21 protein-coding genes and 3 tRNA genes are annotated in these 19,777 nt (G+C 53.8%); 6 read left to right on the top strand and 18 right to left on the bottom strand.

Annotated elements, in window-relative coordinates; translation table 11 throughout:
- Positions 1-20 precede the first annotated feature (20 nt).
- A complete protein-coding gene (locus OQV00_RS09080) occupies positions 21-659 on the bottom strand; it encodes an RpiB/LacA/LacB family sugar-phosphate isomerase (protein ID WP_162661007.1) in 639 nt (212 codons plus the stop codon).
- Between the two features lie 434 nt (positions 660-1,093).
- Between OQV00_RS09080 and ftnA the strand changes: the two genes are divergently transcribed.
- Positions 1,094-1,591 carry a non-heme ferritin gene (ftnA, locus tag OQV00_RS09075; RefSeq protein ID WP_004864122.1) on the top strand — a complete coding sequence of 166 codons (498 nt, stop codon included), beginning with the start codon at positions 1,094-1,096 and terminating at the stop codon, positions 1,589-1,591.
- A 36-nt stretch (positions 1,592-1,627) separates the two neighbouring features.
- Here ftnA and OQV00_RS09070 read toward each other — a convergent pair whose 3' ends face one another.
- Positions 1,628-1,867, bottom strand: coding sequence for a YecH family metal-binding protein (locus OQV00_RS09070; protein WP_004864125.1), 240 nt, complete (start codon positions 1,865-1,867; stop codon positions 1,628-1,630).
- A 194-nt stretch (positions 1,868-2,061) separates the two neighbouring features.
- Between OQV00_RS09070 and tyrP the strand changes: the two genes are divergently transcribed.
- On the top strand, positions 2,062-3,273 hold the full coding sequence (gene tyrP / locus OQV00_RS09065) for a tyrosine transporter TyrP (RefSeq protein WP_032717084.1): 1,212 nt from the start codon (positions 2,062-2,064) through the stop codon (positions 3,271-3,273).
- Between the two features lie 381 nt (positions 3,274-3,654).
- On the opposite strand, the gene OQV00_RS09060 is transcribed toward tyrP, so the two are convergent.
- The 9 genes from OQV00_RS09060 to uvrY all read right to left on the bottom strand — a co-directional run bounded on the left by OQV00_RS09060 (position 3,655) and on the right by uvrY (position 9,899).
- On the bottom strand, positions 3,655-4,323 hold the full coding sequence (locus OQV00_RS09060) for a YecA/YgfB family protein (protein ID WP_015583992.1): 669 nt from the start codon (positions 4,321-4,323) through the stop codon (positions 3,655-3,657).
- Positions 4,324-4,408: 85 nt separating this feature from the next.
- Entirely contained in the window at positions 4,409-4,984 is a 576-nt protein-coding gene (locus OQV00_RS09055; protein WP_004864134.1) for a DUF805 domain-containing protein, read from the bottom strand.
- A gap of 143 nt (positions 4,985-5,127) precedes the next feature.
- On the bottom strand, positions 5,128-6,093 hold the full coding sequence (locus tag OQV00_RS09050) for a metallophosphoesterase (RefSeq protein WP_224050135.1): 966 nt from the start codon (positions 6,091-6,093) through the stop codon (positions 5,128-5,130).
- A 275-nt stretch (positions 6,094-6,368) separates the two neighbouring features.
- Positions 6,369-6,454: transfer RNA gene (locus tag OQV00_RS09045), tRNA-Leu, on the bottom strand.
- Between the two features lie 13 nt (positions 6,455-6,467).
- Positions 6,468-6,541: transfer RNA gene (locus OQV00_RS09040), tRNA-Cys, on the bottom strand.
- Positions 6,542-6,580: 39 nt separating this feature from the next.
- Positions 6,581-6,656, bottom strand: a tRNA-Gly gene (locus OQV00_RS09035).
- A gap of 151 nt (positions 6,657-6,807) precedes the next feature.
- Positions 6,808-7,356 (bottom strand): CDP-diacylglycerol--glycerol-3-phosphate 3-phosphatidyltransferase, encoded by a 549-nt coding sequence (gene pgsA, locus OQV00_RS09030; protein ID WP_004864143.1) that lies wholly within the window; start codon positions 7,354-7,356, stop codon positions 6,808-6,810.
- 57 nt (positions 7,357-7,413) lie between these two features.
- Positions 7,414-9,246: an excinuclease ABC subunit UvrC gene (gene uvrC / locus OQV00_RS09025; protein WP_004864146.1), complete on the bottom strand. Its 1,833-nt coding sequence runs from the start codon at positions 9,244-9,246 to the stop codon at positions 7,414-7,416.
- A complete protein-coding gene (gene uvrY, locus OQV00_RS09020) occupies positions 9,243-9,899 on the bottom strand; it encodes a UvrY/SirA/GacA family response regulator transcription factor (RefSeq protein WP_004864149.1) in 657 nt (218 codons plus the stop codon). Before uvrY ends, uvrC begins: the two co-directional genes overlap by 4 nt.
- A gap of 465 nt (positions 9,900-10,364) precedes the next feature.
- On the opposite strand from uvrY, the gene OQV00_RS09015 reads away from it, so the two are divergent.
- Complete coding sequence (locus tag OQV00_RS09015; RefSeq protein ID WP_004864152.1) at positions 10,365-10,589, top strand: DUF2594 family protein; 225 nt, start codon at positions 10,365-10,367, stop codon at positions 10,587-10,589.
- 66 nt (positions 10,590-10,655) lie between these two features.
- Here the strand turns inward: OQV00_RS09015 and sdiA are convergent, their stop codons facing one another.
- Positions 10,656-11,378: a transcriptional regulator SdiA gene (sdiA, locus tag OQV00_RS09010; RefSeq protein ID WP_004864155.1), complete on the bottom strand. Its 723-nt coding sequence runs from the start codon at positions 11,376-11,378 to the stop codon at positions 10,656-10,658.
- A 145-nt stretch (positions 11,379-11,523) separates the two neighbouring features.
- Between sdiA and OQV00_RS09005 the strand changes: the two genes are divergently transcribed.
- Complete coding sequence (locus OQV00_RS09005; protein ID WP_152305708.1) at positions 11,524-12,882, top strand: CoA transferase; 1,359 nt, start codon at positions 11,524-11,526, stop codon at positions 12,880-12,882.
- Between the two features lie 3 nt (positions 12,883-12,885).
- On the opposite strand, the gene tcyN is transcribed toward OQV00_RS09005, so the two are convergent.
- The 4 genes from tcyN to tcyJ all read right to left on the bottom strand — a co-directional run bounded on the left by tcyN (position 12,886) and on the right by tcyJ (position 16,200).
- The gene (gene tcyN / locus OQV00_RS09000; RefSeq protein WP_004864162.1) at positions 12,886-13,638 is read right to left on the bottom strand and encodes an L-cystine ABC transporter ATP-binding protein TcyN; all 753 of its coding nucleotides are present in this window, start codon (positions 13,636-13,638) and stop codon (positions 12,886-12,888) included.
- Entirely contained in the window at positions 13,635-14,303 is a 669-nt protein-coding gene (tcyL, locus tag OQV00_RS08995; RefSeq protein ID WP_004864166.1) for a cystine ABC transporter permease, read from the bottom strand. Before tcyL ends, tcyN begins: the two co-directional genes overlap by 4 nt.
- Before the next feature lie 15 nt (positions 14,304-14,318).
- On the bottom strand, positions 14,319-15,305 hold the full coding sequence (gene dcyD / locus OQV00_RS08990) for a D-cysteine desulfhydrase (RefSeq protein WP_004864169.1): 987 nt from the start codon (positions 15,303-15,305) through the stop codon (positions 14,319-14,321).
- Positions 15,306-15,399: 94 nt separating this feature from the next.
- Entirely contained in the window at positions 15,400-16,200 is an 801-nt protein-coding gene (tcyJ, locus tag OQV00_RS08985; RefSeq protein ID WP_004864171.1) for a cystine ABC transporter substrate-binding protein, read from the bottom strand.
- A 200-nt stretch (positions 16,201-16,400) separates the two neighbouring features.
- Between tcyJ and amyA the strand changes: the two genes are divergently transcribed.
- Positions 16,401-17,888: an alpha-amylase gene (amyA, locus tag OQV00_RS08980; protein ID WP_004864174.1), complete on the top strand. Its 1,488-nt coding sequence runs from the start codon at positions 16,401-16,403 to the stop codon at positions 17,886-17,888.
- A gap of 46 nt (positions 17,889-17,934) precedes the next feature.
- On the opposite strand, the gene yedD is transcribed toward amyA, so the two are convergent.
- Positions 17,935-18,351: a lipoprotein YedD gene (gene yedD / locus OQV00_RS08975; protein ID WP_160873412.1), complete on the bottom strand. Its 417-nt coding sequence runs from the start codon at positions 18,349-18,351 to the stop codon at positions 17,935-17,937.
- 469 nt (positions 18,352-18,820) lie between these two features.
- Between yedD and rcsA the strand changes: the two genes are divergently transcribed.
- Positions 18,821-19,444, top strand: a complete 624-nt coding sequence (gene rcsA, locus OQV00_RS08970) for a transcriptional regulator RcsA (RefSeq protein ID WP_004864179.1) — start codon at positions 18,821-18,823, stop codon at positions 19,442-19,444.
- A gap of 54 nt (positions 19,445-19,498) precedes the next feature.
- Here the strand turns inward: rcsA and dsrB are convergent, their stop codons facing one another.
- The gene (dsrB, locus tag OQV00_RS08965) at positions 19,499-19,687 is read right to left on the bottom strand and encodes a protein DsrB (protein WP_004864183.1); all 189 of its coding nucleotides are present in this window, start codon (positions 19,685-19,687) and stop codon (positions 19,499-19,501) included.
- Positions 19,688-19,777 lie beyond the last annotated feature (90 nt).

Raw genomic sequence — 19,777 nt, 5'->3', positions numbered from 1 at the left:
CGAAAAAAACGAGAGCTTGCTTAGCCGACTATCTGGCGGACAAAAGCTTCGATCTCTTTATCCTGGCAGTTCTCGAAGAAGCACTGCTGGAAACGCGGGCCGGAGACAGCCGTTTTGACCAGTTCCGGATCGATAGCGCGCAGAGTATCCAGATAGTTATCTTTCACCACGGCAGCTTTCACCGTATTCAGGATCCCGGCGTTACGCACCTGCGGCTCTTTGCGCTCCGGTGGGTAACCTTCGCCATTGCGACCGGTGAAGGCTTTTTCAAAAATAAAGCGCACGTTCAGCTCGGCACCCCAGCCAAAACCTTTGGCAAACGGCAGGGACAGCGCATTACCGTTATTAATCTGCGCAAACAGGAAGGCATCAGCCGGATCAATACAGTAGCCGCACACTACGCCTGGGTGGATGTTCAGCGACATCAGCGCGCCCTGTCCGGTTCCGCAGCCGGTTACCACGAAATCAACCGCTTTCGAATTCAACAGAATGCTGGCCATGATGCCCAGATGAATATAGGTCAGATGATGGTCGTGCTCATCGCTCATCCCGACGTTGTATACCGGGAACCCTTTTTCATCGGCAACGGCGTTTAGCTCGTTGAGGATGACGGCGTTTTTGCTGGCCTGGCTGTTTTCCATCATCAGTGCAATTTTCATGCTTTACTCTCCTGAATGCTGTGCGGGCACTCCCGCGATAGTTCGTTAGCGTTATGATGGACTCTACTACTTAACAAACACACTTTCAAATTTTATGAAAAGTTGTTTTATAAATTACGTAGCGCTTCACATTTTTCGCCTTCGCCCCCGCCCTCCCGGTACCAGCCGCCACAGGCAGAGACGCAGTCAGCTCCCTGGCAGCCCATCTTCCTGCCAACGCCAGACACCTTATTTCTGTTTTTTATTTTGATAATACGAACTGACTAAAATATTAAACCGAAACCATTCTCATTACTTATTAAATTGCCAATGCGTTTTATTCCCATTTTCATTTTTAATAAATAAGTTTTTTAATTTACTTTTTGCAAATAAATTAATAACAAATTATAGTAACCGCACAATTACGTTGACCCTTTATTTTCGGAGCACACGCGATGCTGAAAACAGAAATGATCGATAAACTGAATGAGCAGATGAATCTTGAACTTTATTCTTCTCTGCTTTATCAGCAAATGAGCGCATGGTGCAGCTACCACAGCTTTGAAGGCGCCGCCGCATTCCTCCGCCGTCATGCGCAGGAAGAGATGACCCATATGCAGCGCCTGTTTGATTATTTGACCGATACCGGCAGTCTGCCCTGCATCAACGCTATCTCCTCGCCGTTTGCCGAGTACGCATCGCTGGATGAGCTGTTCCGCGTCACCTACGAACACGAACAGCTGATTACCCAGAAAATTAATGAGCTGGCCCACGCCGCCATGACTAATCAGGATTATCCGACGTTTAATTTCCTGCAGTGGTATGTGGCTGAACAGCACGAAGAAGAGAAATTATTTAAATCTGTTATTGATAAGCTGACCCTCGCCGGTAAAAGCGGCGAAGGCCTGTACTTTATTGATAAAGAGCTGGCGACGCTCGACACGCAGAATTAATTATCCCGGCGGCGAAGTTTCGGCTTCGCCGCTAAATTAATGCCGGCAGATCTTACTCTCACGCGTATTAAACCCCGCCTCTACGGCAACAAACTTCCCCTTTTTCTGTAGAAATGCCACCAGCTCCGCCGCGCTTAAATTTTCTGCCGAGCAGGTATGAAAACGTGCATCTGCGCCGAAGCGGGCGATGATTGCCGCCTCAAGACTGGCCGTTGAGTAAGGTTCGCCCGAGGCGATCATCATCTGCAGCACTTCATGACCATGAATCGATTGCATAGCTCCTCCTGTAAAACGCCCAGCATAGCCCGGCGAACGGCTGGAAGCTTTGCGCCAGCGCAGCCTTCAGGCGGCCTTCGCGGAGTGTAAATATTTAATTACAACCACTGTAACCCTCATTTGACGAGAATGATAATTTCACATACTCTGCGCGACATATTTTATTGTTAATTCCTTCATGGATAGAGAGAAACGTGAAGAACCGCACTCTGGGTAGTATTTTAATCGTGGCCGGGACCACAATCGGCGCAGGGATGTTGGCAATGCCGCTGGCTTCCGCGGGCGTGGGTTTCGGCGTCACCTTCTGCTTACTGATCGCGCTGTGGGCGCTGATGTGCTACACCGCGTTATTACTGCTGGAGGTCTATCAGCACGTGCCCGCCGATATGGGGCTCGGTTCGCTGGCGGCACGTTATCTCGGACGTTACGGGCAGTGGGTGACCGGCTTCTGCATGTTATTCCTGATGTATGCGCTAACCGCAGCCTACATTAGCGGCGCGGGCGAACTGCTGGCCTCCAGCCTCAACCAGTGGCTGGGCTGGTCGCTTCCTCCTGCGGGCGGCGTATTGCTGTTTACCGCCATTGGTGGCGCGGTAGTCTGCCTCGGCACATCGCTGGTTGATCTGTTTAACCGCTTCCTGTTTAGCGCCAAGATCATTTTTCTCGCCATTATGCTGGCGCTGCTGTTGCCGCATATCCATCGCATCAATCTGCTGACGCTCCCGCTCCAGCAGGGCCTGGCGCTATCGGCGATCCCGGTGATTTTTACCTCTTTCGGTTTTCACGGTAGCGTGCCGAGCATCGTCAGCTATCTTAACGGCGATATTCGTAAGCTGCGTCGGGTCTTTATCATCGGTAGCTTTATCCCGCTGGTCGCCTATATTTTCTGGCAGCTGGCGACGCTCGGCAGTATTGACTCCCCGGCGTTTACCGCGCTGCTGGCGCAAAATGCCGGCCTGAACGGACTGCTGGAAGCACTGCGCGAAGTCGTGGCGTCGCCGCACGTTGAACTGGCAGTGCATCTGTTCGCCGACCTCGCGCTGGCCACCTCGTTCCTTGGCGTGGCGCTTGGACTGTTTGATTATCTGGCCGATCTGTTCCAGCGTAAAAACAGCCCCGGCGGTCGTCTGCAAAGCGGTGCAATCACCTTCCTCCCGCCGCTGGCGTTTGCCCTGTTTTATCCGCGCGGCTTCGTGATGGCGCTGGGCTATGCCGGCGTCGCGCTGGCGGTGCTAGCGCTCATGCTGCCTTCGCTGCTGGTGATGAAGAGTCGGAAACAGCACCCTGACGCTCCCTGGCGGGTCGCCGGGGGAACACCGGCGCTGTGGCTGGTGCTGTTGTGTGGTATTGCGATTGTCGCTATTCAGTTTTGCATCGTCGCGGGTTTGCTCCCGGCGGTAGGATAAAAAAAACGGCCTCTGGCCTAATGCGGGTCACTTAAAGGCGACCCGCATTTTTTTGGTTTATCGCCGGCCAGAGCGATGCCGGGTTCCCAGGGCCGGGCGAAACCGGCCCTGGGAAGTTCACCTGTCGCGCAGGAAACAGAAATACGCGGACGGAATATTCCCCGGAACCCACGCGACAGACCCCTTTCGCGCAAACCAGCGTAAAACCGACATCCCTGGCTTAACAGCGATCTCCAGGACAGACTTGCCCGCAGACGTGTTGAAAACCTGACAGCGCCGGATAAAAATCGGCAATCTCTTTGAGATGACGGATACTTCCCCCTCTGCCGGAGCGGTCAGCCGATCCTTAAACGATCGGCATCAGACCAGCAGACCCGTTATTTATTTCGCTAAGCAACACTGCTTATATTTTTTGCCGCTGCCACAGGGACAGGGATCGTTACGCCCGACCTTGACTTCATTGCGGATCGGTTGCTGCACGACTTCCGGCTCAGCATGCTCAGTCCAGTATTGGTACAACGAGAGCGCTGCCGGGCGGATATGATCCACGCTGGCGATAAACTCATCGACAGAGAGCGCCTCAACCGCTGTAAACTGCGCTTCCGTGCCGTGCAAAGCAATGCTGTCCAGCGCCGACTGCGGCTCTTCCGGCAGGGCGGGCCAGTTTCCGAGAGCGACGCCGCGCATATAGCCGAAGCACCACTCCTCAACAATCGTCAGCTCCTGACCTTCCTCTTCGCGGGTCCCAAACAGCGGTTCAAACTGATCGGGATACTCGTCCAGACGCTCGGCAATGTCGCTCATGTGCTGCAGAGTCAGGTTAACAAAGTGGTCACGCTCGCGGTCATTCGCCCAGCGCGGCACATTGTCCGCTCCGCCCCAGATAGCCAGCAGCCACTGAGCCGGTTCAATCTCTTTCGGGCCGGAGAGAATGGCCGTCAGCAGGCCGTCAAGCTCTGAGACATCAAGGATGGCGCCCTCGGTGGCGTATTTCGACAGGATATCGTCCAGCCATTCAAGTTCGCTTTCGTTCAGGGGTCCGGTTTTCATAAACAGGCTCGTCGTGGTAGAAAAATGGCGCATACAGTAGCGGAAATGCCGGGAGAAAACCACCCGGCAGCGTACTCAGCAAGCGTTAAATGTCTTTAATGATGCTGGCGCGCATCGTTTCGTATTCGCTCTCGGTAATGGTTCCGTCATCGAACATTTTTTTCGCCTGCGCGAGGCGTTCCCGCACATCATCGGCGGATGAGAGCGGCGCGCTCTGCCGGGCTGCTGACGGGCTGTATTCACTCTCTTGTTGAATGTCGCCATAGCGGTTAACACCATCGGTGCCGCGGGCAAACAGCAGCCAGATAGACAACGCCAGCGCCGCCATGCCTCCCGCCGCCGTTATCCATACCCAGACGGCCGCCTCGCCGTTATCAACGGTGGCGATAATGCCGATAAAGCCAACCAGCAGAACAGCATAGGGTGACAGCAGCCACCAGCCTGATTTGTTCAAATCGTGCAGACGGCGCACCGCAACCGCGATGCCGGGGATAATGATGATCAGGCCAAACAGGCCTCCCACGATCGGAATCAACCCCAGTACGGCCGAAAGCACAAAGTTGGCGACGGTAAAAACCACATACTCCTTGCGCGCCGAACGCCCGCGAAAGGTGGCATATTTGCGGAAGCAATCACCGTAGCTTTCAAGCAATGTAGCCATAAGATCCCTCATTTAATTTGTTTTTATTGCCATAACGGCGTTCCGTTCCCAAAGGATAATAGTCCGGCGAACCGGAGCGCTATTTTACCGCAGTTTGGCCATACCGCGCCTGAGAAAAATGGGGGAAACGCTGAATACCGGTACTACCCGGCAGGATGGCGGGAGAGGATTGTGGGCTGGCGGACAAACGTCCCCGTTATCGCGCGCCGCGAACCGGGTTCCTGAATCCAGGCGTAAAGCGGGTTATCGGCTTTCGCCGCGTTGTAATCGACGCAGACAACACGCTCGCTCAAGGAGCAAGGTTCACCGGATAAAGTGTAGTGACCGATCACCACCGGGACATCTGTTGTGTCCAGATGGGTCTGCTCCAGAGGAATATCCGGGATCCGGCCGATCATTTCCGGCTGAACCTGGGCTATCTGGCGATAGGTTTTCGCATCATCCCGCCACCAGCGCAGACGAATATGGCGGCGCTCGACGCCCGTCTTATCCACGAAGCTAAAGCCTGCAGGTAGTTTCAGTTCTGGTCCTTTAAGCACGGTCTCGATCATCCGGAACAGAGGATGCTGTTGATCAAAAGCAGCGACCCAGTTTTCGGGTTTCAACCGATTCTGCTCATCCAGCCACGGTCGCAGTCGGGCAATCGTCTTGTCCTGCCAACAGGCATGTACCGCCCGAATATCGCCATAATCAACAAACAGCGGCAGCGTTTTAAACCAGTCGATCCAGAAATCATGCCGCGGAGTGTCTTCGACGACATCGGCCAGAAAGGCCTGATGCTGACGTCGATTATTCGGGGAGTGCGACAGCAGCGGCTGAGCGCTATGCGGATGGCGCAGTGCCCAGCCAACGGCGTTAAATTCATGATTGCCCATCAGACATATCGCCTGTCCCGATTCCACTTCCGCCCTCACCCGCTCCAGCACCGCCAGGTGGTCGATCTGCGCCCCTGGCTGATTATCAATCAGATCGCCGACGAAGATCAGTAAACGCTCATCCGGTTGGTACAGAGCATCAAGGTGTTCCAGCAAAGCGGCGAGCTTGTGGTACTGACCGTGGATATCGCCGATGAAAATTCTACGCCTCGCCGGCTGGCCAGAATGCAGCATATGAACACCTTTTCCGAAGAACAGAGACATTGATGATATCAGTTTAAGCGGCTGGCCTGGCGGGATTTCACCCGGCGTAAATTACCCCGTCATGAGATCTTCGGGAAACGGTCGGTATGGCAGAATAATTGCGGTCGCTCCGTCAGTCGACGGACCGTGCGACAAGAAAGATGTTACGCCGTGATATCAGGAATGGAGGGATTTCAGGAATGAAAAAACCACCCGTAGGTGGTTTCACGACACTGCTTATCATTGATTTTATTCTATAATCCCAATGGTACCCGGAACGAGACTTGAACTCGTACAGCCTATGGCCGAGGGATTTTAAATCCCTTGTGTCTACCGATTCCACCATCCGGGCTCGGGATGTAAATTGGAGGCGCGTTCCGGAGTCGAACCGGACTAGACGGATTTGCAATCCGCTACATAACCGCTTTGCTAACGCGCCTTAATACTTAAACACCCGCATCTGCCGATGTTTTTAATCTGGAGCGGGAAACGAGACTCGAACTCGCGACCCCGACCTTGGCAAGGTCGTGCTCTACCAACTGAGCTATTCCCGCATTATCAAGCAAATTTGCTAATCACTTGATTTTGTTATCGTCTGGCAAGCTGTGCTGCCGTTCGATGCGTTGCATTCTACTTACCTGGCGAAATGAGTCAACGATATTTTTTAAATCCTTGTGTCGTTTGCTGAAATTTGCGGCGAAACGATCACTGATCAAGCAAATCTCCGCGTGCGGCGTTCAAATACTGCAGCATAGACCACAGCGTCAGCACCGCTGCCACGAGGAACAGGGCGATTCCGGCCCACTCTACCCAGGCGTTTGGTCGCCACAGCATCCACACCAGTGCCGTCATCTGCGCGGTTGTTTTCACTTTCCCGATCCAGGAGACCGCCACGCTGCTGCGTTTGCCCAGTTCGGCCATCCACTCACGCAGCGCAGAAATAATAATTTCACGGGCAATCATGGTCGCGGCCGGCAGGGTTACCCACCAGGTGTGATAGTGCTCAACCACCAGCACCATTGCAATCGCCACCATCACCTTATCGGCAACCGGGTCTAGAAAAGCGCCGAAACGGGTGCTCTGATTCCAGCGGCGGGCCAGATAACCATCAAACCAGTCGGTAACGGCAGCGACAAAAAAGATCAGGGCGCAGGCAAAAGGGGCCCAGACGAAAGGCAGATAAAACGCCAGCACAAAGAACGGTATCAGGATGACGCGAAACAGAGTAAGCAATGTAGGGATATTAAATTGCATAGTGACAGGTAACTATCTGTTAGAAGTAAAAATTAGCCCTATGTTGCTACAGAGCCCCTAATGTTTCAACGAGTAGAAGATCTTTTCTGCCAGACCGTGAGATATACCCGGTACTTTGGCTATCTCCTCGACGCTGGCTTGCTGTAACCCTTGCAATCCGCCCATATACTTCAGCAGCATCTGGCGGCGTTTCGGCCCTACCCCTTCGATAGTCTCCAGTGAACTGGTGCTTTTCACTTTTGCCCGTTTTTTACGATGCCCGGCAATGGCATGATCGTGGGATTCATCGCGAATGTGCTGAATAACGTGCAGCGCAGGCGAATCAGGCGGCAGGTTAAACCCTTCGCCTTCTGGTTCGAAGAATAACGTTTCCAGCCCGGCTTTACGATCGCTGCCTTTTGCCACCCCCAATAAGAGAGGATGCTGTTTATCCCAGGGCACATCCAGCCCGGCAAAGACGCTTTTCGCCTGCCCAAGCTGCCCTTTACCGCCGTCTATCAGGATAACGTCAGGAATCTTGTTCTCTTCTATTGCCTTACCATAGCGGCGGCGCAGAACCTGGTTCATCGCCGCATAATCATCGCCCGGGGTAATGCCGGTAATATTGTAACGTCGATACTCGGCACGCAGTGGCCCGTTACTGTCGAACACCACGCAGGAAGCCACCGTCTGTTCACCCATAGTATGGCTGATATCAAAGCATTCCATACGTTTAACGGCCGGCAGTTTCAGTACGGTAGCCAGGGCCTGCAGACGTTGATGGATCGTCGACTGTTGGGAAAGTTTCGTGGTGAGCGCCGTGGCCGCATTGGTACGTGCCAGCTTCAGATAGCGGGCCCGGTCGCCGCGCGGTTTCGTCTGGACGTTCACCCGGCGCCCCGCCAGTTCAGAGAGGGAATCCGCCAGCAAGGTTTTATCGCCAAGATTAAAATCGAGCAGAATCTCTCCCGGCAGGGTACGCATCTGGCTGCCCTGCAGATAGAACTGGCCGACAAACGTCTCCACCACTTCACCAAGCTCCGTACCGCCGGGCACTTTCGGAAAATAGCTGCGGCTACCGAGAACCTTGCCCTGACGAATAAACAGAACGTGGACGCAGGCCATGCCCGCATCAAAGGCGACGCCAATAACGTCGAGGTCATCCCCGGTATTCGAGACGAACTGTTTCTCGGTCACCCGGCGTACGGCCTGAATTTGATCGCGAATGCGCGCCGCTTCTTCAAACTCCAGCGCCTGGCTGGCCTTCTCCATCCGGGCAATGAGCTGCGTCAGCACCTGATCATCCTTACCCGCGAGGAACAGCCGCACATATTCAACCTGCTGCGCGTACTCCTCTTCACTCACCAGGCCTGACACACAGGGTCCCAGGCAGCGGCCAATTTGATACTGCAGGCAAGGACGCGACCGGTTACGGTACACGCTGTTCTCGCACTGACGCACAGGGAAAATTTTTTGTAGCAGTGCAAGCGTCTCGCGAACCGCATAACCATTCGGGAAAGGACCGAAATACTCGCCCCTGGCGTGTTTCGCCCCGCGGTGCATTGCCAGGCGTGGGTGGGTATCACCGCTAAGGAAAATGAAGGGGTAGGATTTGTCATCACGCAGCAGCACGTTATAACGCGGCTGATACAGCTTGATGTAGTTGTGCTCCAGCAGCAGCGCTTCCGTTTCCGTATGGGTTACGGTCACGTCGATTTGCGCAATCAGCGCCACCAGCGCTTCGGTTTTACGCGAAGCCAGGTTGCTCCGAAAATAGCTGCTCAGCCTTTTTTTCAGATCTTTTGCTTTGCCAACATAGATGACGGTGCCGCCAGCATCATACATGCGATAGACGCCCGGCTGGCTGGTTACCGTTTTCAGGAAAGCTTTTGCGTCAAAAACATCACTCACTGACTTGCTAACGACTCCGCATTGCACAGACCATGTCGAATGGCCAGGTGGGTCAACTCGACGTCACCGTGGATGTTTAATTTACTGAACATCCGGTAGCGATAGCTGTTCACGGTTTTGGGACTCAGATTTAGCTGCTCTGAGATCTCATTCACCTTCTGACCCTTGGTGATCATCAGCATAATCTGCAATTCGCGTTCAGACAAACTGGCAAAAGGCGATTCTGTCTTTTCCGGTTCAATCTGGCTAAGCGCCATTTGCTGGGCGATATCGGAAGCAATATAACGCTGGCCGGACGCTACGCAGCGAATGGCATTCACCACTTCCTGAGGCGCAGCACCTTTACTCAGATAACCTGCGGCACCAGCCTGCATCACTTTTGCCGGCAGCGGATTTTCGGTATGCACGGTGAGCATAATCACTTTGGTATCGACAATGGAACGCGCAATCTTGCGCGTGGCTTCCAGACCACCCATTCCAGGCATGTTCATGTCCATCAGAACAACATCAACGGAATTGGCGCGGCACCATTTCACCGCATCCTCGCCGCAGCAGGACTCACCGACAACTTTAATCCCTTTTATATCTTCCAGAATGCGTCGTATCCCTGCGCGCACTAGCTCGTGGTCATCAACAAGAAGGACGTTGATCAAAGGAATAATCTCCAGAATTAGGGATAACGCTACGGATAGCTTATCTCATACATATTACCGGGTTTTCTCGTCACTTTAAAAGGCAAAAAAATGCCCTACGGAAAGTTTCTTCCCCGGATATGTCAATTTGTCTGCACAGCAAGTGGAAACTTATAGATAACAGTAAGTTGTATTACGCTTCATTTTTAACATTTGCCCTACAAAAACACCCGCAGGGCGCCGCGATACCGCAGGGCAAAATACGAAACAAAATATGTAACAATAATTAACGATGAAAACACACTACCGCAAAAATTAACCTGCGATGCGCGGAGAGAGTACGTATTATTCAGGCAATTAATGCGCCTACACCTCTGATGAGAGGACACAAATTACGCGCTCCTTTTTTTCCCGTCGCTTGTGGTATACTGCGCCGCCTTAACATTTAGTATTGCGCAAAAGCGCCGATAGCAAACGAGGATATCGATGAGCACTCCAGATTTTTCCACTGCAGAAAATAATCAAGAACTGGCGCAGGAAGTGACCTGCCTGAAAACGCTGCTGACGCTGATGCTCCAGGCAATGGGCCAGGCGGATGCGGGTCGGGTGATTATTAAAATGGAAAAACAGATCACGCAGATGGAAGATGAGGCTCAGGCTGCCGTATTCTCCAGCACCGTTAAGCAAATTAAACAAGCTTACCGCCAGTAACAGTCAACCGGCTGTGAGTTCAGCACAGCCGGTCCCCACGTCTGACACGCAGAACACCCTACCTGCTCAAATTAAACCGGTCGCCACCGCATAACAGGCGATTTGCGTTTTATTTGGCGCATTGAATTTTCGTTGCATATTTTTTTGATGGAAATTAACGGTATTTTCTGAGATAGAGAGAATAATCGCCACTTCAGCCGATGTTTTTCCCTCCGCAGTCCATTTCAATATTTCCAGTTCACGACGACTAAACTTCATTTCCGGCGGCATGACCATCGCATCTTCCAGCCGCAGTAACGTCAGCAGGCTCAGCTCGGTCAGCGTTCTTAAGCGCATCTCCTGCTCGTCTTCATGAAACGGCCCTGCGCTGCGGCTGCGGCCGGAAACGGACAAAAACCCCTGAGCATGATTAGGCAAGGTCAGACACTGGGTAACCCCCTTGTTCAACCCGTGATCCCGCGCGCCATCCCACAATTCCGGCGTATCGCGGAAGAGTCTGTCATCCCACGGCAGATGGCCACGGAGAAAGTTTTCGGGACGCAATACCGGATCGATAGCAAAATAATTCTCCGCCTGGTAGTGTGTCATCCACGCCTGCGGGTAGGTCGATTGCAGCGTAATCCTGGGCCGGGTAAAAGGCACGGGGTGGCGTACGCAAAGCGCAAAATAGTCATATTCCAGCCCTTCCGTTTGTTGTTGCAGGAGATTATAAACTTCCCCTCCCGTCGCGATTGACTGAAATTGTTGCAGCATTTCCCGCCGCCAGCTGAAAAAATCAATGTCCCTCATAACCGACCAAATAACTCCTGAGTAATAATCATTATTAGAAATACAGAAAACTAACACATAAATCTTATTTATATGTATAAAATATCGTATGCATCGCACTTATTAGGCCATGACTGGCGCTCCTCACCCGTTACCGGAGAAAAGTATGTCGGATCCATTATCGCTAAACACGATATATTCCCGGCTATGGCAGGCCTTTAGTTCCCACCCGGCCCCGGAAGTCGAATTTACCCAGACGGGAGCGTTGCGTTCCTGCTTTGCCGTCACCGATTTTGCCTCAGCTTCTATTGCCGTCGTGGGCGGTCAACTGGCACAACTCTCAGGCTCTCCCTCGCCCATCCGGATCGACCGGCGCCTCGCGTCTTACTGGTTTAATCATAGCCTGTATCCTGTAAACCGGCCGCCCCAGTCGCTTTGGGATCCCCTGGCCGGCGACTACCCGACTGAGGAAGGCTGGATCCGTTTGCATACCAACGCACATCACCACCGTCGTGCCATGGCGCGCGTTTTAGGTGAACATGACTCCCGGGCTTCTCTGGCGTCCGCGGTTAGCCAGTGGCAGGCTGAGGCGCTTGAACAAGCGGTCGTCGAAGCAGGCGGTTGTGCGGCGGCAATGCGCAGCGCCCGACAATGGCAGGCGCACCCGCAGGGCATGGCGGTCAGTCAGGAACCGCTGCTGATCGAAACACCGTTACCGTCTGGCTCCCCCGTCGACTGGCGTTTATCTCGCAGCAGGCCGCTGCTCGGCATTCGGGTTCTCGATCTGACGCGGATTATTGCCGGACCGGTGGCCACCCGTCTGCTCGCCGGCCTCGGTGCGCAGGTGCTGCGGATCGATCCGCCAGACTGGTATGAGCCGACGCTCGAAGAGGAAATCACGCCCGGCAAGCGCTGCGCACGACTGAATATTAAAACAGCAATCGATAAGCAACGTTTAATAGATTTGCTCTCTCAGGCTGATGTTATCGTACACGGCTACCGTGCCGATGCGCTGGACACCCTGGGATTCGATAGCGAAACGCGGGCTCGACTCAGACCAGGGCTGGTCGATGTGTCGCTGAATGCCTGGGGATGGAGCGGTCCGTGGCGTAACCGCCGCGGTTTTGACAGTCTGGTGCAGATGGCCTGCGGCATTGCCGCAGCCGGTCAACAGTGGCGCCTGGCGGATAAACCGGTGCCTCTGCCGGTTCAGGCCCTGGATCATGCCACCGGTTATTTAATGGCTGCCGCGGTACTCAAAGGTCTTTATCGTCGTGCGACCTGCGGTGAGGGTTACCGCGCGCGCCTGTCGCTGGCTCGGGTGGCGGCATGCTTAATGCAATATCCCACGCCAGAAAGCCCCCTCTCTTTTCGTGAACCGCAGCGGGGCGATTTCCAGCCGGCGCTGGAGTGGTCAGCTTTCGGCCTGGGTGAGCGTCTGCGCTTTCCGTTACAGCTGGCGGGAACACCGGTGGTCTGGTCGCGGCCGCCCTCGCCGCTGGGGACGGCCGCCGCGAGCTGGTAAAAATTACTGCATCAGAAATTTTTCAAGGAACTGGCGGGTGCGCGGCTGCTGCGGGTTAGCAAACAGCGCTTTCGCCTCACCCTGTTCGACGATACGCCCCTGGTCCATAAAAATAGCGCGGTCCGCGACATCGCGGGCAAAGCTCATTTCATGAGTCACAATCACCATCGTGCGCTTCTCCTGCGCCAGCTGGCGAATGGTGTTCAGCACCTCGCCAACCAGCTCAGGATCGAGAGCCGATGTCGGCTCATCAAACAGAATCACATCCGGGCGCATCGCCAGCGCACGCGCGATGGCCACACGCTGCTGCTGGCCGCCGGACAGACGGCGGGGATAGCTGTTTTCTTTACCGTTCAGCCCCACTTTTGCCAGCAGTTCCCGGGCGCGAACAATGGATTCGTTTTTATCCTCACCCTTGACGATAACCGGCCCCTCAATGATGTTTTCCAGTACCGTACGATGCGGGAACAGGTTAAAGCTCTGGAACACGAAACCCACATGCTGGCGCAGGCGGCGAATCAACCCTTTTTGCTGGCTGAAACTGCGCGCGGTATCAATGGTCACATCGCCCACCCGGATGGTCCCGCTTTCCGGCTGTTCCAGCAGGTTAATACTGCGCAGCAGCGTCGTTTTACCGGAGCCGCTGGGGCCGATGATCGCCACCACTTCCCCCTCCTGGACATTGAGGTCGATACCGTGCAGTACCGTCTGGCCGTGGAATTTTTTCACCAGGTTTTTGACTTCAATGGCACTCATTTTGGATCACGCTCCTGGCGATTCAGCTGGTTTTCAAAATAGTTCTGCAACGAGGACAGCACCGTCGCCATCACCCAGTAAATCAGCGATGCGGCCAGATACATAGTAAATACCTCCAGGGTGCGCGAGGTAATCAGCTGCGCCTGACGGAACAGTTCCGGAACCTGAATGGTGGCCGCCAGCGAGGTATCTTTTACCAGGCTGATAAAACTATTGGAGAGCGGCGGCAGCGCCACGCGCGCAGCCTGCGGCAAAATCGCCCGGCGCAGGGTTTGCCACGGCGTCATACCGATACTGGCCGCCGCTTCCCACTGCCCTTTGTCAATCGAGGCGATCGCCGCCCGCAGCGTTTCCGCCGCGTAGGCCGCGGTGTTAAGCGACAGGCCAATCATCGCCGCCGGGATCGGGTCGAGCTCAATACCAAACTGCGGCAGACCATAATAGATCATAAACAGCTGGGCAATCAGCGGGGTACCGCGGAAGATGGAGATATACATTCTCGCCAGCCATTTCACCGGCCACAGAGGCGACATCCGCATCAAAGCGAGGATAAAGCCCAGCACCAGGCCAAAGAACATACCGCCGATGCTCAGCTGTAAAGTAAACACCGCGCCTTTCAGCAGATAAGGCGCGGAATCGATAACCAGTTGGATACTCTCTTGCATTCTGTATGTTCTGCTTTAGATATGGGGATGATAGGCAAACAGCGCCGGCGCTCCACCCGTGTGGATAAATAAAATCGGCCCTTCATCCTTAAAGCGCTTCTGATTAATGCCGTCAATCAACCCGGCCATCGCTTTGCCGGTATAAACCGGATCCAACAGAATGCCTTCCAGCTGCGCCAGCAGCTTCACGGCTTCCATTCCTTCGTCGTTCGGCGTGCCATATCCCGGCGCAAAATAGTCATCCCACAGCTTAATCTCCGCATTGGCCTGGAGCTCCAGACTGTTCGCCACCGCCTGCTGAAGCGCAACGACTTTCGGCAACTGATCCGCCACCTTGCGTGATACGGTGACGCCAATCAGCTCAGCCCCTGGCATCAGCTGTTCCAGTCCTACGGCCAGTCCGGCATGAGTACCCGCGCTCCCGGAGGCGACCACCACGGAAGAGAGTTCCACGGCGCCTTCGCACTGCTGAGCGATTTCGAGGGCGCTTTCCACATAGCCCAGCGCGCCAAGCGCATTTGAGCCCCCCACCGGAATGACATAGGGCCGATAGCCCTGCGCTTCAATGCGGGTTGCCAGCTCCTCCAGCTGAACATCGGGTTGGGTCAGCGCATCGCACATCTCAACCTGAGTATTAAACAGATCCAGCAGCAGGCGGTTACCGTTGGTCAGGTAGTTCTCGGCGCGAGTGCCAATAGGGTTTTCCAACAGCGCCACACAGTGCAGACCCAGTTTCGCGGCCACCGCCGCCGTTTGACGAACGTGGTTCGACTGAATCGCGCCGGCGGTGATTAACGTATCCGCACCTTCACGCAGCGCATCTGCCGCCAGGAACTCCAGCTTACGCAGCTTATTGCCGCCCATCGCCAGCGGGGTCACGTCGTCACGTTTTATAAAAATCTCGCGGCCCAGATGATCGGACAAGCGCGGTAGATATTCCAGCGGCGTCGGCGCGCCAATCAATTCCAGGCGCGGGAAGCGCGTTAAATTTTGCAGTGACATGGTACCTCCTGACTGAGTTATCTTTATTATGCACACACTGGCGTACGAAATAAAAAAAGGCGCTATCAATAGCGCCTTTTTTCACCGCCCGCCGTTACATCGTCACGTCAGCGCCAAACCATTTTTCCGACAGCGCTTTCAGGCTGCCATCTTTCTGCATATCTGCAATCGCGCCATCAACCGCTTTCAGCAGGTCTTCGTTGCCTTTACGCAACGCCACGCCAGACTCCTGACGGGAGAACGCTTCGCCGGTCACCGCCAGGGTATTGCCGGTTTTCTTCACCAGATCCAGCGCCGCCAGGCGATCGACCAGAATCGCGTCAATACGGCCCACGCGCAGATCCTGATATTTAGTCGGGTCATCATCATAGGTACGAATATCTACGCCCTGGACGTTCTGGCGCAGCCACTCTTCGTAGTTGGTCCCCAGACCGACGCCGACTTTTTTACCTTTCAGGTCCGCTGCGGTTTTGATAATGCCTTCATTGCCTTTTTTCACCAGCGCCTGGATACCCGACACCGTATAGGGGGTAGAGAAGTCATACTTTTGCTTGCGCTGGTCGGAAATGGTGACCTGGTTAATCACCACGTCAATACGTTTAGAATCGAGGGAAGCCAGCATGCCGTCCCATTTGGTCGGTTTCAGATCGGCCTTCACGCCCAGATGTTTCGCCAGTTCATTAGCAAAATCAACCTCGAAACCAGTCAGCTTTCCGTCGTCGCCCTGATAGCTGAACGGCGGATAGGTCCCTTCCAGGCCTACGCGCAGCGTCCCGCGCTCTTTAATCTGCCCGAGCAGATTTTCCGCAGCAAACGATTTTGCGCTGACGCCGGCCATTAAAACTACAGCCATCGCGCCCATCAGCGCCTGACGACCCAGAAGTGCTAATTTCATAGATGCCCCTGATAAGTGATATTTTCCAGTAGTGTAAGGCGTTTAGTTTCGCTCACCAACACCTATACGCTACATCTTATTCCGAAATATTATATATGCAGCGATTTAAGACATAGCGAAAAGAGAGCCAAAATTGATCGGATTTGCTGGAGATATCTCATACTGCAAAGGTCAGCTTGATGACGTCTGGAGCATGGAAGATGAAAAACCCCACGTTACTGCAGTGCTTTCACTGGTATTACCCCGCCGGCGGCGAGTTGTGGCGCGAAGTCGAAGCCCTGGCCCCGAACCTGAATGAAATTGGCATTAACATGATTTGGCTACCGCCGGCTTACAAAGGGGCGTCCGGCGGTTACTCCGTCGGCTACGATAGCTACGATCTGTTTGACCTCGGCGAGTTCGACCAAAAAGGCTCCATTGCCACGAAATATGGTGATAAAGCCCAGCTCCTTGCCGCCATTGCGGCCCTTCACCAGCACGATATTGCGGTGCTGCTTGATGTGGTGGTCAACCACAAGATGGGCGCAGATGAGAAAGAGCATATTCGCGTGCAGCGCGTCGATGAGCAGGACCGGACGCAAATCGCGGAGGAGATTATCGAGTGCGAAGCCTGGACACGCTACACCTTCCCGGTCCGGGACGGGCAGTACTCTCAGTTTATCTGGGACTACAAATGTTTCAGCGGCGTCGATCACATCGAGAATCCCGACGAGGACGGCGTTTTTAAAATTGTTAACGATTATACCGGCGAAGGCTGGAGCGATCAGGTCGATGATGAGATGGGTAATTTCGATTACCTGATGGGCGAGAATATTGATTTCCGCAATCATGCGGTCGCCGAAGAGCTGAAGTACTGGGCCCGCTGGGTTATGGAGCAAACCGGCTGCGACGGTTTTCGTCTCGATGCGGTTAAACATATTCCCGCATGGTTTTATAAAGCGTGGATTGACCACGTCCAGGAAGTGGCGACAAAGCCGTTGTTTATCGTGGCGGAGTACTGGTCGCATGAAGTTGATAAGCTCCAGCAATATATTGAGCGCGTCGACGGTAAAACGATGCTGTTTGACGCCCCTTTGCAGATGAAGTTTCACGAGGCGTCACGTCAGGGGCGCGACTACGATATGAGCCAGATTTTTAGCGGCACGCTGGTTGAAAGCGACCCGTTTCATGCCGTTACGCTGGTGACCAACCATGACACTCAACCCTTGCAGGCACTGGAGGCCCCCGTCGAACCGTGGTTCAAACCGCTGGCCTATGCGCTCATTCTGCTGCGCGAAAACGGCGTCCCCTCGGTTTTTTATGCCGACCTCTTCGGCGCCAGCTATGAAGATACCGGTGGTGATGGCCAGACCTATGCCATTGAGATGCCGGTTATTGAGCAACTGCATGAACTGATTGATGCCCGCCAGCGTTTTGCCCACGGCGTCCAGACGCTGTGGTTCGATCATCCCAACTGCATTGCGTTCAGCCGCAGCGGCACCGATGAAGATCCGGGATGCGTCGTTGTATTGTCTAACGGCGATGAGGGAGAGAAGCAGCTGCCGCTGGGCGCCAACTATGGCAATAAGCGCTGGAAAGATTTTCTGGGCAATCGCCAGGAGGTGGTAGAAACCGACGACGAAGGCTGCGGCACTTTTACCTGCAACGGCGGAAGCGTCAGCGTTTGGGTCATTGAGGAGGTGCTGTAGTCGTTGGAAGCTCGCGGGCTGAACGTTGCCTCAGCCCGCACCTGCATTAGTTCACGCTTTTCCCTGCCGCGGCTTTTTTCCACGCCTGCTCGCACTCGGCGGTCAGGCGGTCAACGCGAGTCAGGGTCATGCGATCGTATTGCAGCGTATTACCAGAGCGCTCAACAGGATAAACATCGAGTCTGGAGGTGACGTTATAGACCTGCTCGTCACGCAGCATTAATTTACCCGGCGTGGCGATGACGCGCTGCCACTGACGACAATCCAGGGTGTCGCCATTTTTCGTCACAATCAGGCTGGCAATCGCGTCCGGGCTCATCATTTCGCTCTGCGGGCCTTTTGACTGCCAGTATCCCTCTAACCCGGCGGGCGCTGGCGCTTTAACGACGGTATCGTAATTATCAACCTGGACACACCCGGCCAGCATCAACAGCGCACCGACAATCACTAACTTTTTCATCATCCATCCCACAAACCGATAAAAAAGTATTGTGGCATTAAAGCGTTAAGCCCGCCACCCCTGCCGTTGACCGGCGTCAAACTTGCCAACATGACCGTACGCAAAACGCCACCGTCGCTCCAGGAAAAAATGCAGCCGACCGCCGCATTATTAATTAATAACGATCATGAAGGGCCGATGACAAAGCGCTGGCTATTTACGCAATCAACATAAGGAAAATCCTAAAAATATTTATTATTTGTGGCCCACGCTCTCTGGAAAAGAGGCAATTTTGCTTTTAATTCCCTCACATAACCCGGGCCACACATTACTTTGGGAGTATTCCTGGCAAATTATGGGCAATATTACGGAATAGTTTAGACTCTCTGATGGTTCCTGTGCTGAACCGGGTTTTTATTACCCACTTAAATGGATTTCATCGCGCTTGTCGGCGAGGGATAAATTATCGTTACGTGTTGATTGAGGATGGGTCATGTCAACGATTATCATGGATTTGTGTAGCTATACCCGGCTGGGATTGTCCGGGTATCTGACAAGCCGGGGAATAAAAAAGCGCGACATTAGTGAAGTACATTCTGTGGAATGCCTGAAAGAGGCCTGTGAATTCATGCATCCGGCAGTGGTATTTATCAATGAAGATTGCTTTATTCATCATCCGGACAGCAACCAGCTTATCCGGCATATCATTACCCAGCACCCTGGGACGTTATTTGTTATCTTTATGTCGTTAGCTAACATTCATTTCGATCGCTATCTGCTGGTGCGCAAGAATTTACTTATTAGCTCCAAATCACTGACGCCAAAAGACCTTGATGAAATTCTGGGTAATCGTCTTAAATACGATAACTACAGCAGCGCCCGTATCAATATACCGACACTGTCGCTCAGTCGTACCGAATCGAATATGTTGCAAATGTGGATGGCGGGCTATGGTACAGCGCAGATTTCAAGCCAGATGAACATCAAGGCAAAGACGGTTTCGTCGCATAAAGGAAATATTAAAAAGAAAATTCAGACCCACAATAAACAGGTGATTTACCATATCGTACGCCTGGCGGAAAACATTACCAGCGGAATACACGTTAACCTGCGCTGAACCAGGCGCAGGCAAAACTGGCGGTGCTCTCCGCCAGTTCAGATGCCTTACGAACTAATCTTCTCTCTCAACAAAGATCCCGTCCGGGTGCCCTGCTTCGTTAAAAAACCAGATCCCCAGCGGGTAGTCTTCCAGCGAAACCAGATACATTGTCCCTTCACTAAACGACTCTATTGCCAGAACTACACCCGATCGACGTGGGCCACCGTCGGTCTTCACCGTGACACGATCGTTCACCTGCATAACTTATCTCCTCTATTTTTGAGCCAGTGTAGAACAAAACTGCCCGCTGTGCAGCGCCCTGCCCGGTGAGTGCGTTTTTATCGACCATCC

The organism is Klebsiella sp. DY2415 (genome assembly GCF_026314315.1).
In the GTDB taxonomy this organism is placed as follows: Bacteria; Pseudomonadota; Gammaproteobacteria; order Enterobacterales; family Enterobacteriaceae; genus Klebsiella; species Klebsiella ornithinolytica.
This window is presented reverse-complemented; position numbering and strand designations above follow the sequence as displayed.

Bases quoted from the DNA above. Each gene is read 5' to 3' on its own strand.
- sdiA (WP_004864155.1), bottom strand. From the start codon at position 11,378: ATGAGGGACATTGATTTTTTCAGCTGGCGGCGGGAAATGCTGCAACAA.
- tcyN (WP_004864162.1), bottom strand. From the start codon at position 13,638: ATGAGTGCCATTGAAGTCAAAAACCTGGTGAAAAAATTCCACGGCCAG.
- OQV00_RS09050 (WP_224050135.1), bottom strand. From the start codon at position 6,093: ATGCTGCATTCTGGCCAGCCGGCGAGGCGTAGAATTTTCATCGGCGAT.
- OQV00_RS09015 (WP_004864152.1), top strand. From the start codon at position 10,365: ATGAGCACTCCAGATTTTTCCACTGCAGAAAATAATCAAGAACTGGCG.
- dsrB (WP_004864183.1), bottom strand. From the start codon at position 19,687: ATGCAGGTGAACGATCGTGTCACGGTGAAGACCGACGGTGGCCCACGT.
- OQV00_RS09060 (WP_015583992.1), bottom strand. From the start codon at position 4,323: ATGAAAACCGGACCCCTGAACGAAAGCGAACTTGAATGGCTGGACGAT.
- amyA (WP_004864174.1), top strand. From the start codon at position 16,401: ATGAAAAACCCCACGTTACTGCAGTGCTTTCACTGGTATTACCCCGCC.
- pgsA (WP_004864143.1), bottom strand. From the start codon at position 7,356: ATGCAATTTAATATCCCTACATTGCTTACTCTGTTTCGCGTCATCCTG.
- dcyD (WP_004864169.1), bottom strand. From the start codon at position 15,305: ATGTCACTGCAAAATTTAACGCGCTTCCCGCGCCTGGAATTGATTGGC.
- tcyJ (WP_004864171.1), bottom strand. From the start codon at position 16,200: ATGAAATTAGCACTTCTGGGTCGTCAGGCGCTGATGGGCGCGATGGCT.
- rcsA (WP_004864179.1), top strand. From the start codon at position 18,821: ATGTCAACGATTATCATGGATTTGTGTAGCTATACCCGGCTGGGATTG.
- tcyL (WP_004864166.1), bottom strand. From the start codon at position 14,303: ATGCAAGAGAGTATCCAACTGGTTATCGATTCCGCGCCTTATCTGCTG.
- OQV00_RS09005 (WP_152305708.1), top strand. From the start codon at position 11,524: ATGTCGGATCCATTATCGCTAAACACGATATATTCCCGGCTATGGCAG.
- yedD (WP_160873412.1), bottom strand. From the start codon at position 18,351: ATGATGAAAAAGTTAGTGATTGTCGGTGCGCTGTTGATGCTGGCCGGG.
- OQV00_RS09055 (WP_004864134.1), bottom strand. From the start codon at position 4,984: ATGGCTACATTGCTTGAAAGCTACGGTGATTGCTTCCGCAAATATGCC.
- OQV00_RS09080 (WP_162661007.1), bottom strand. From the start codon at position 659: ATGAAAATTGCACTGATGATGGAAAACAGCCAGGCCAGCAAAAACGCC.
- ftnA (WP_004864122.1), top strand. From the start codon at position 1,094: ATGCTGAAAACAGAAATGATCGATAAACTGAATGAGCAGATGAATCTT.
- OQV00_RS09070 (WP_004864125.1), bottom strand. From the start codon at position 1,867: ATGCAATCGATTCATGGTCATGAAGTGCTGCAGATGATGATCGCCTCG.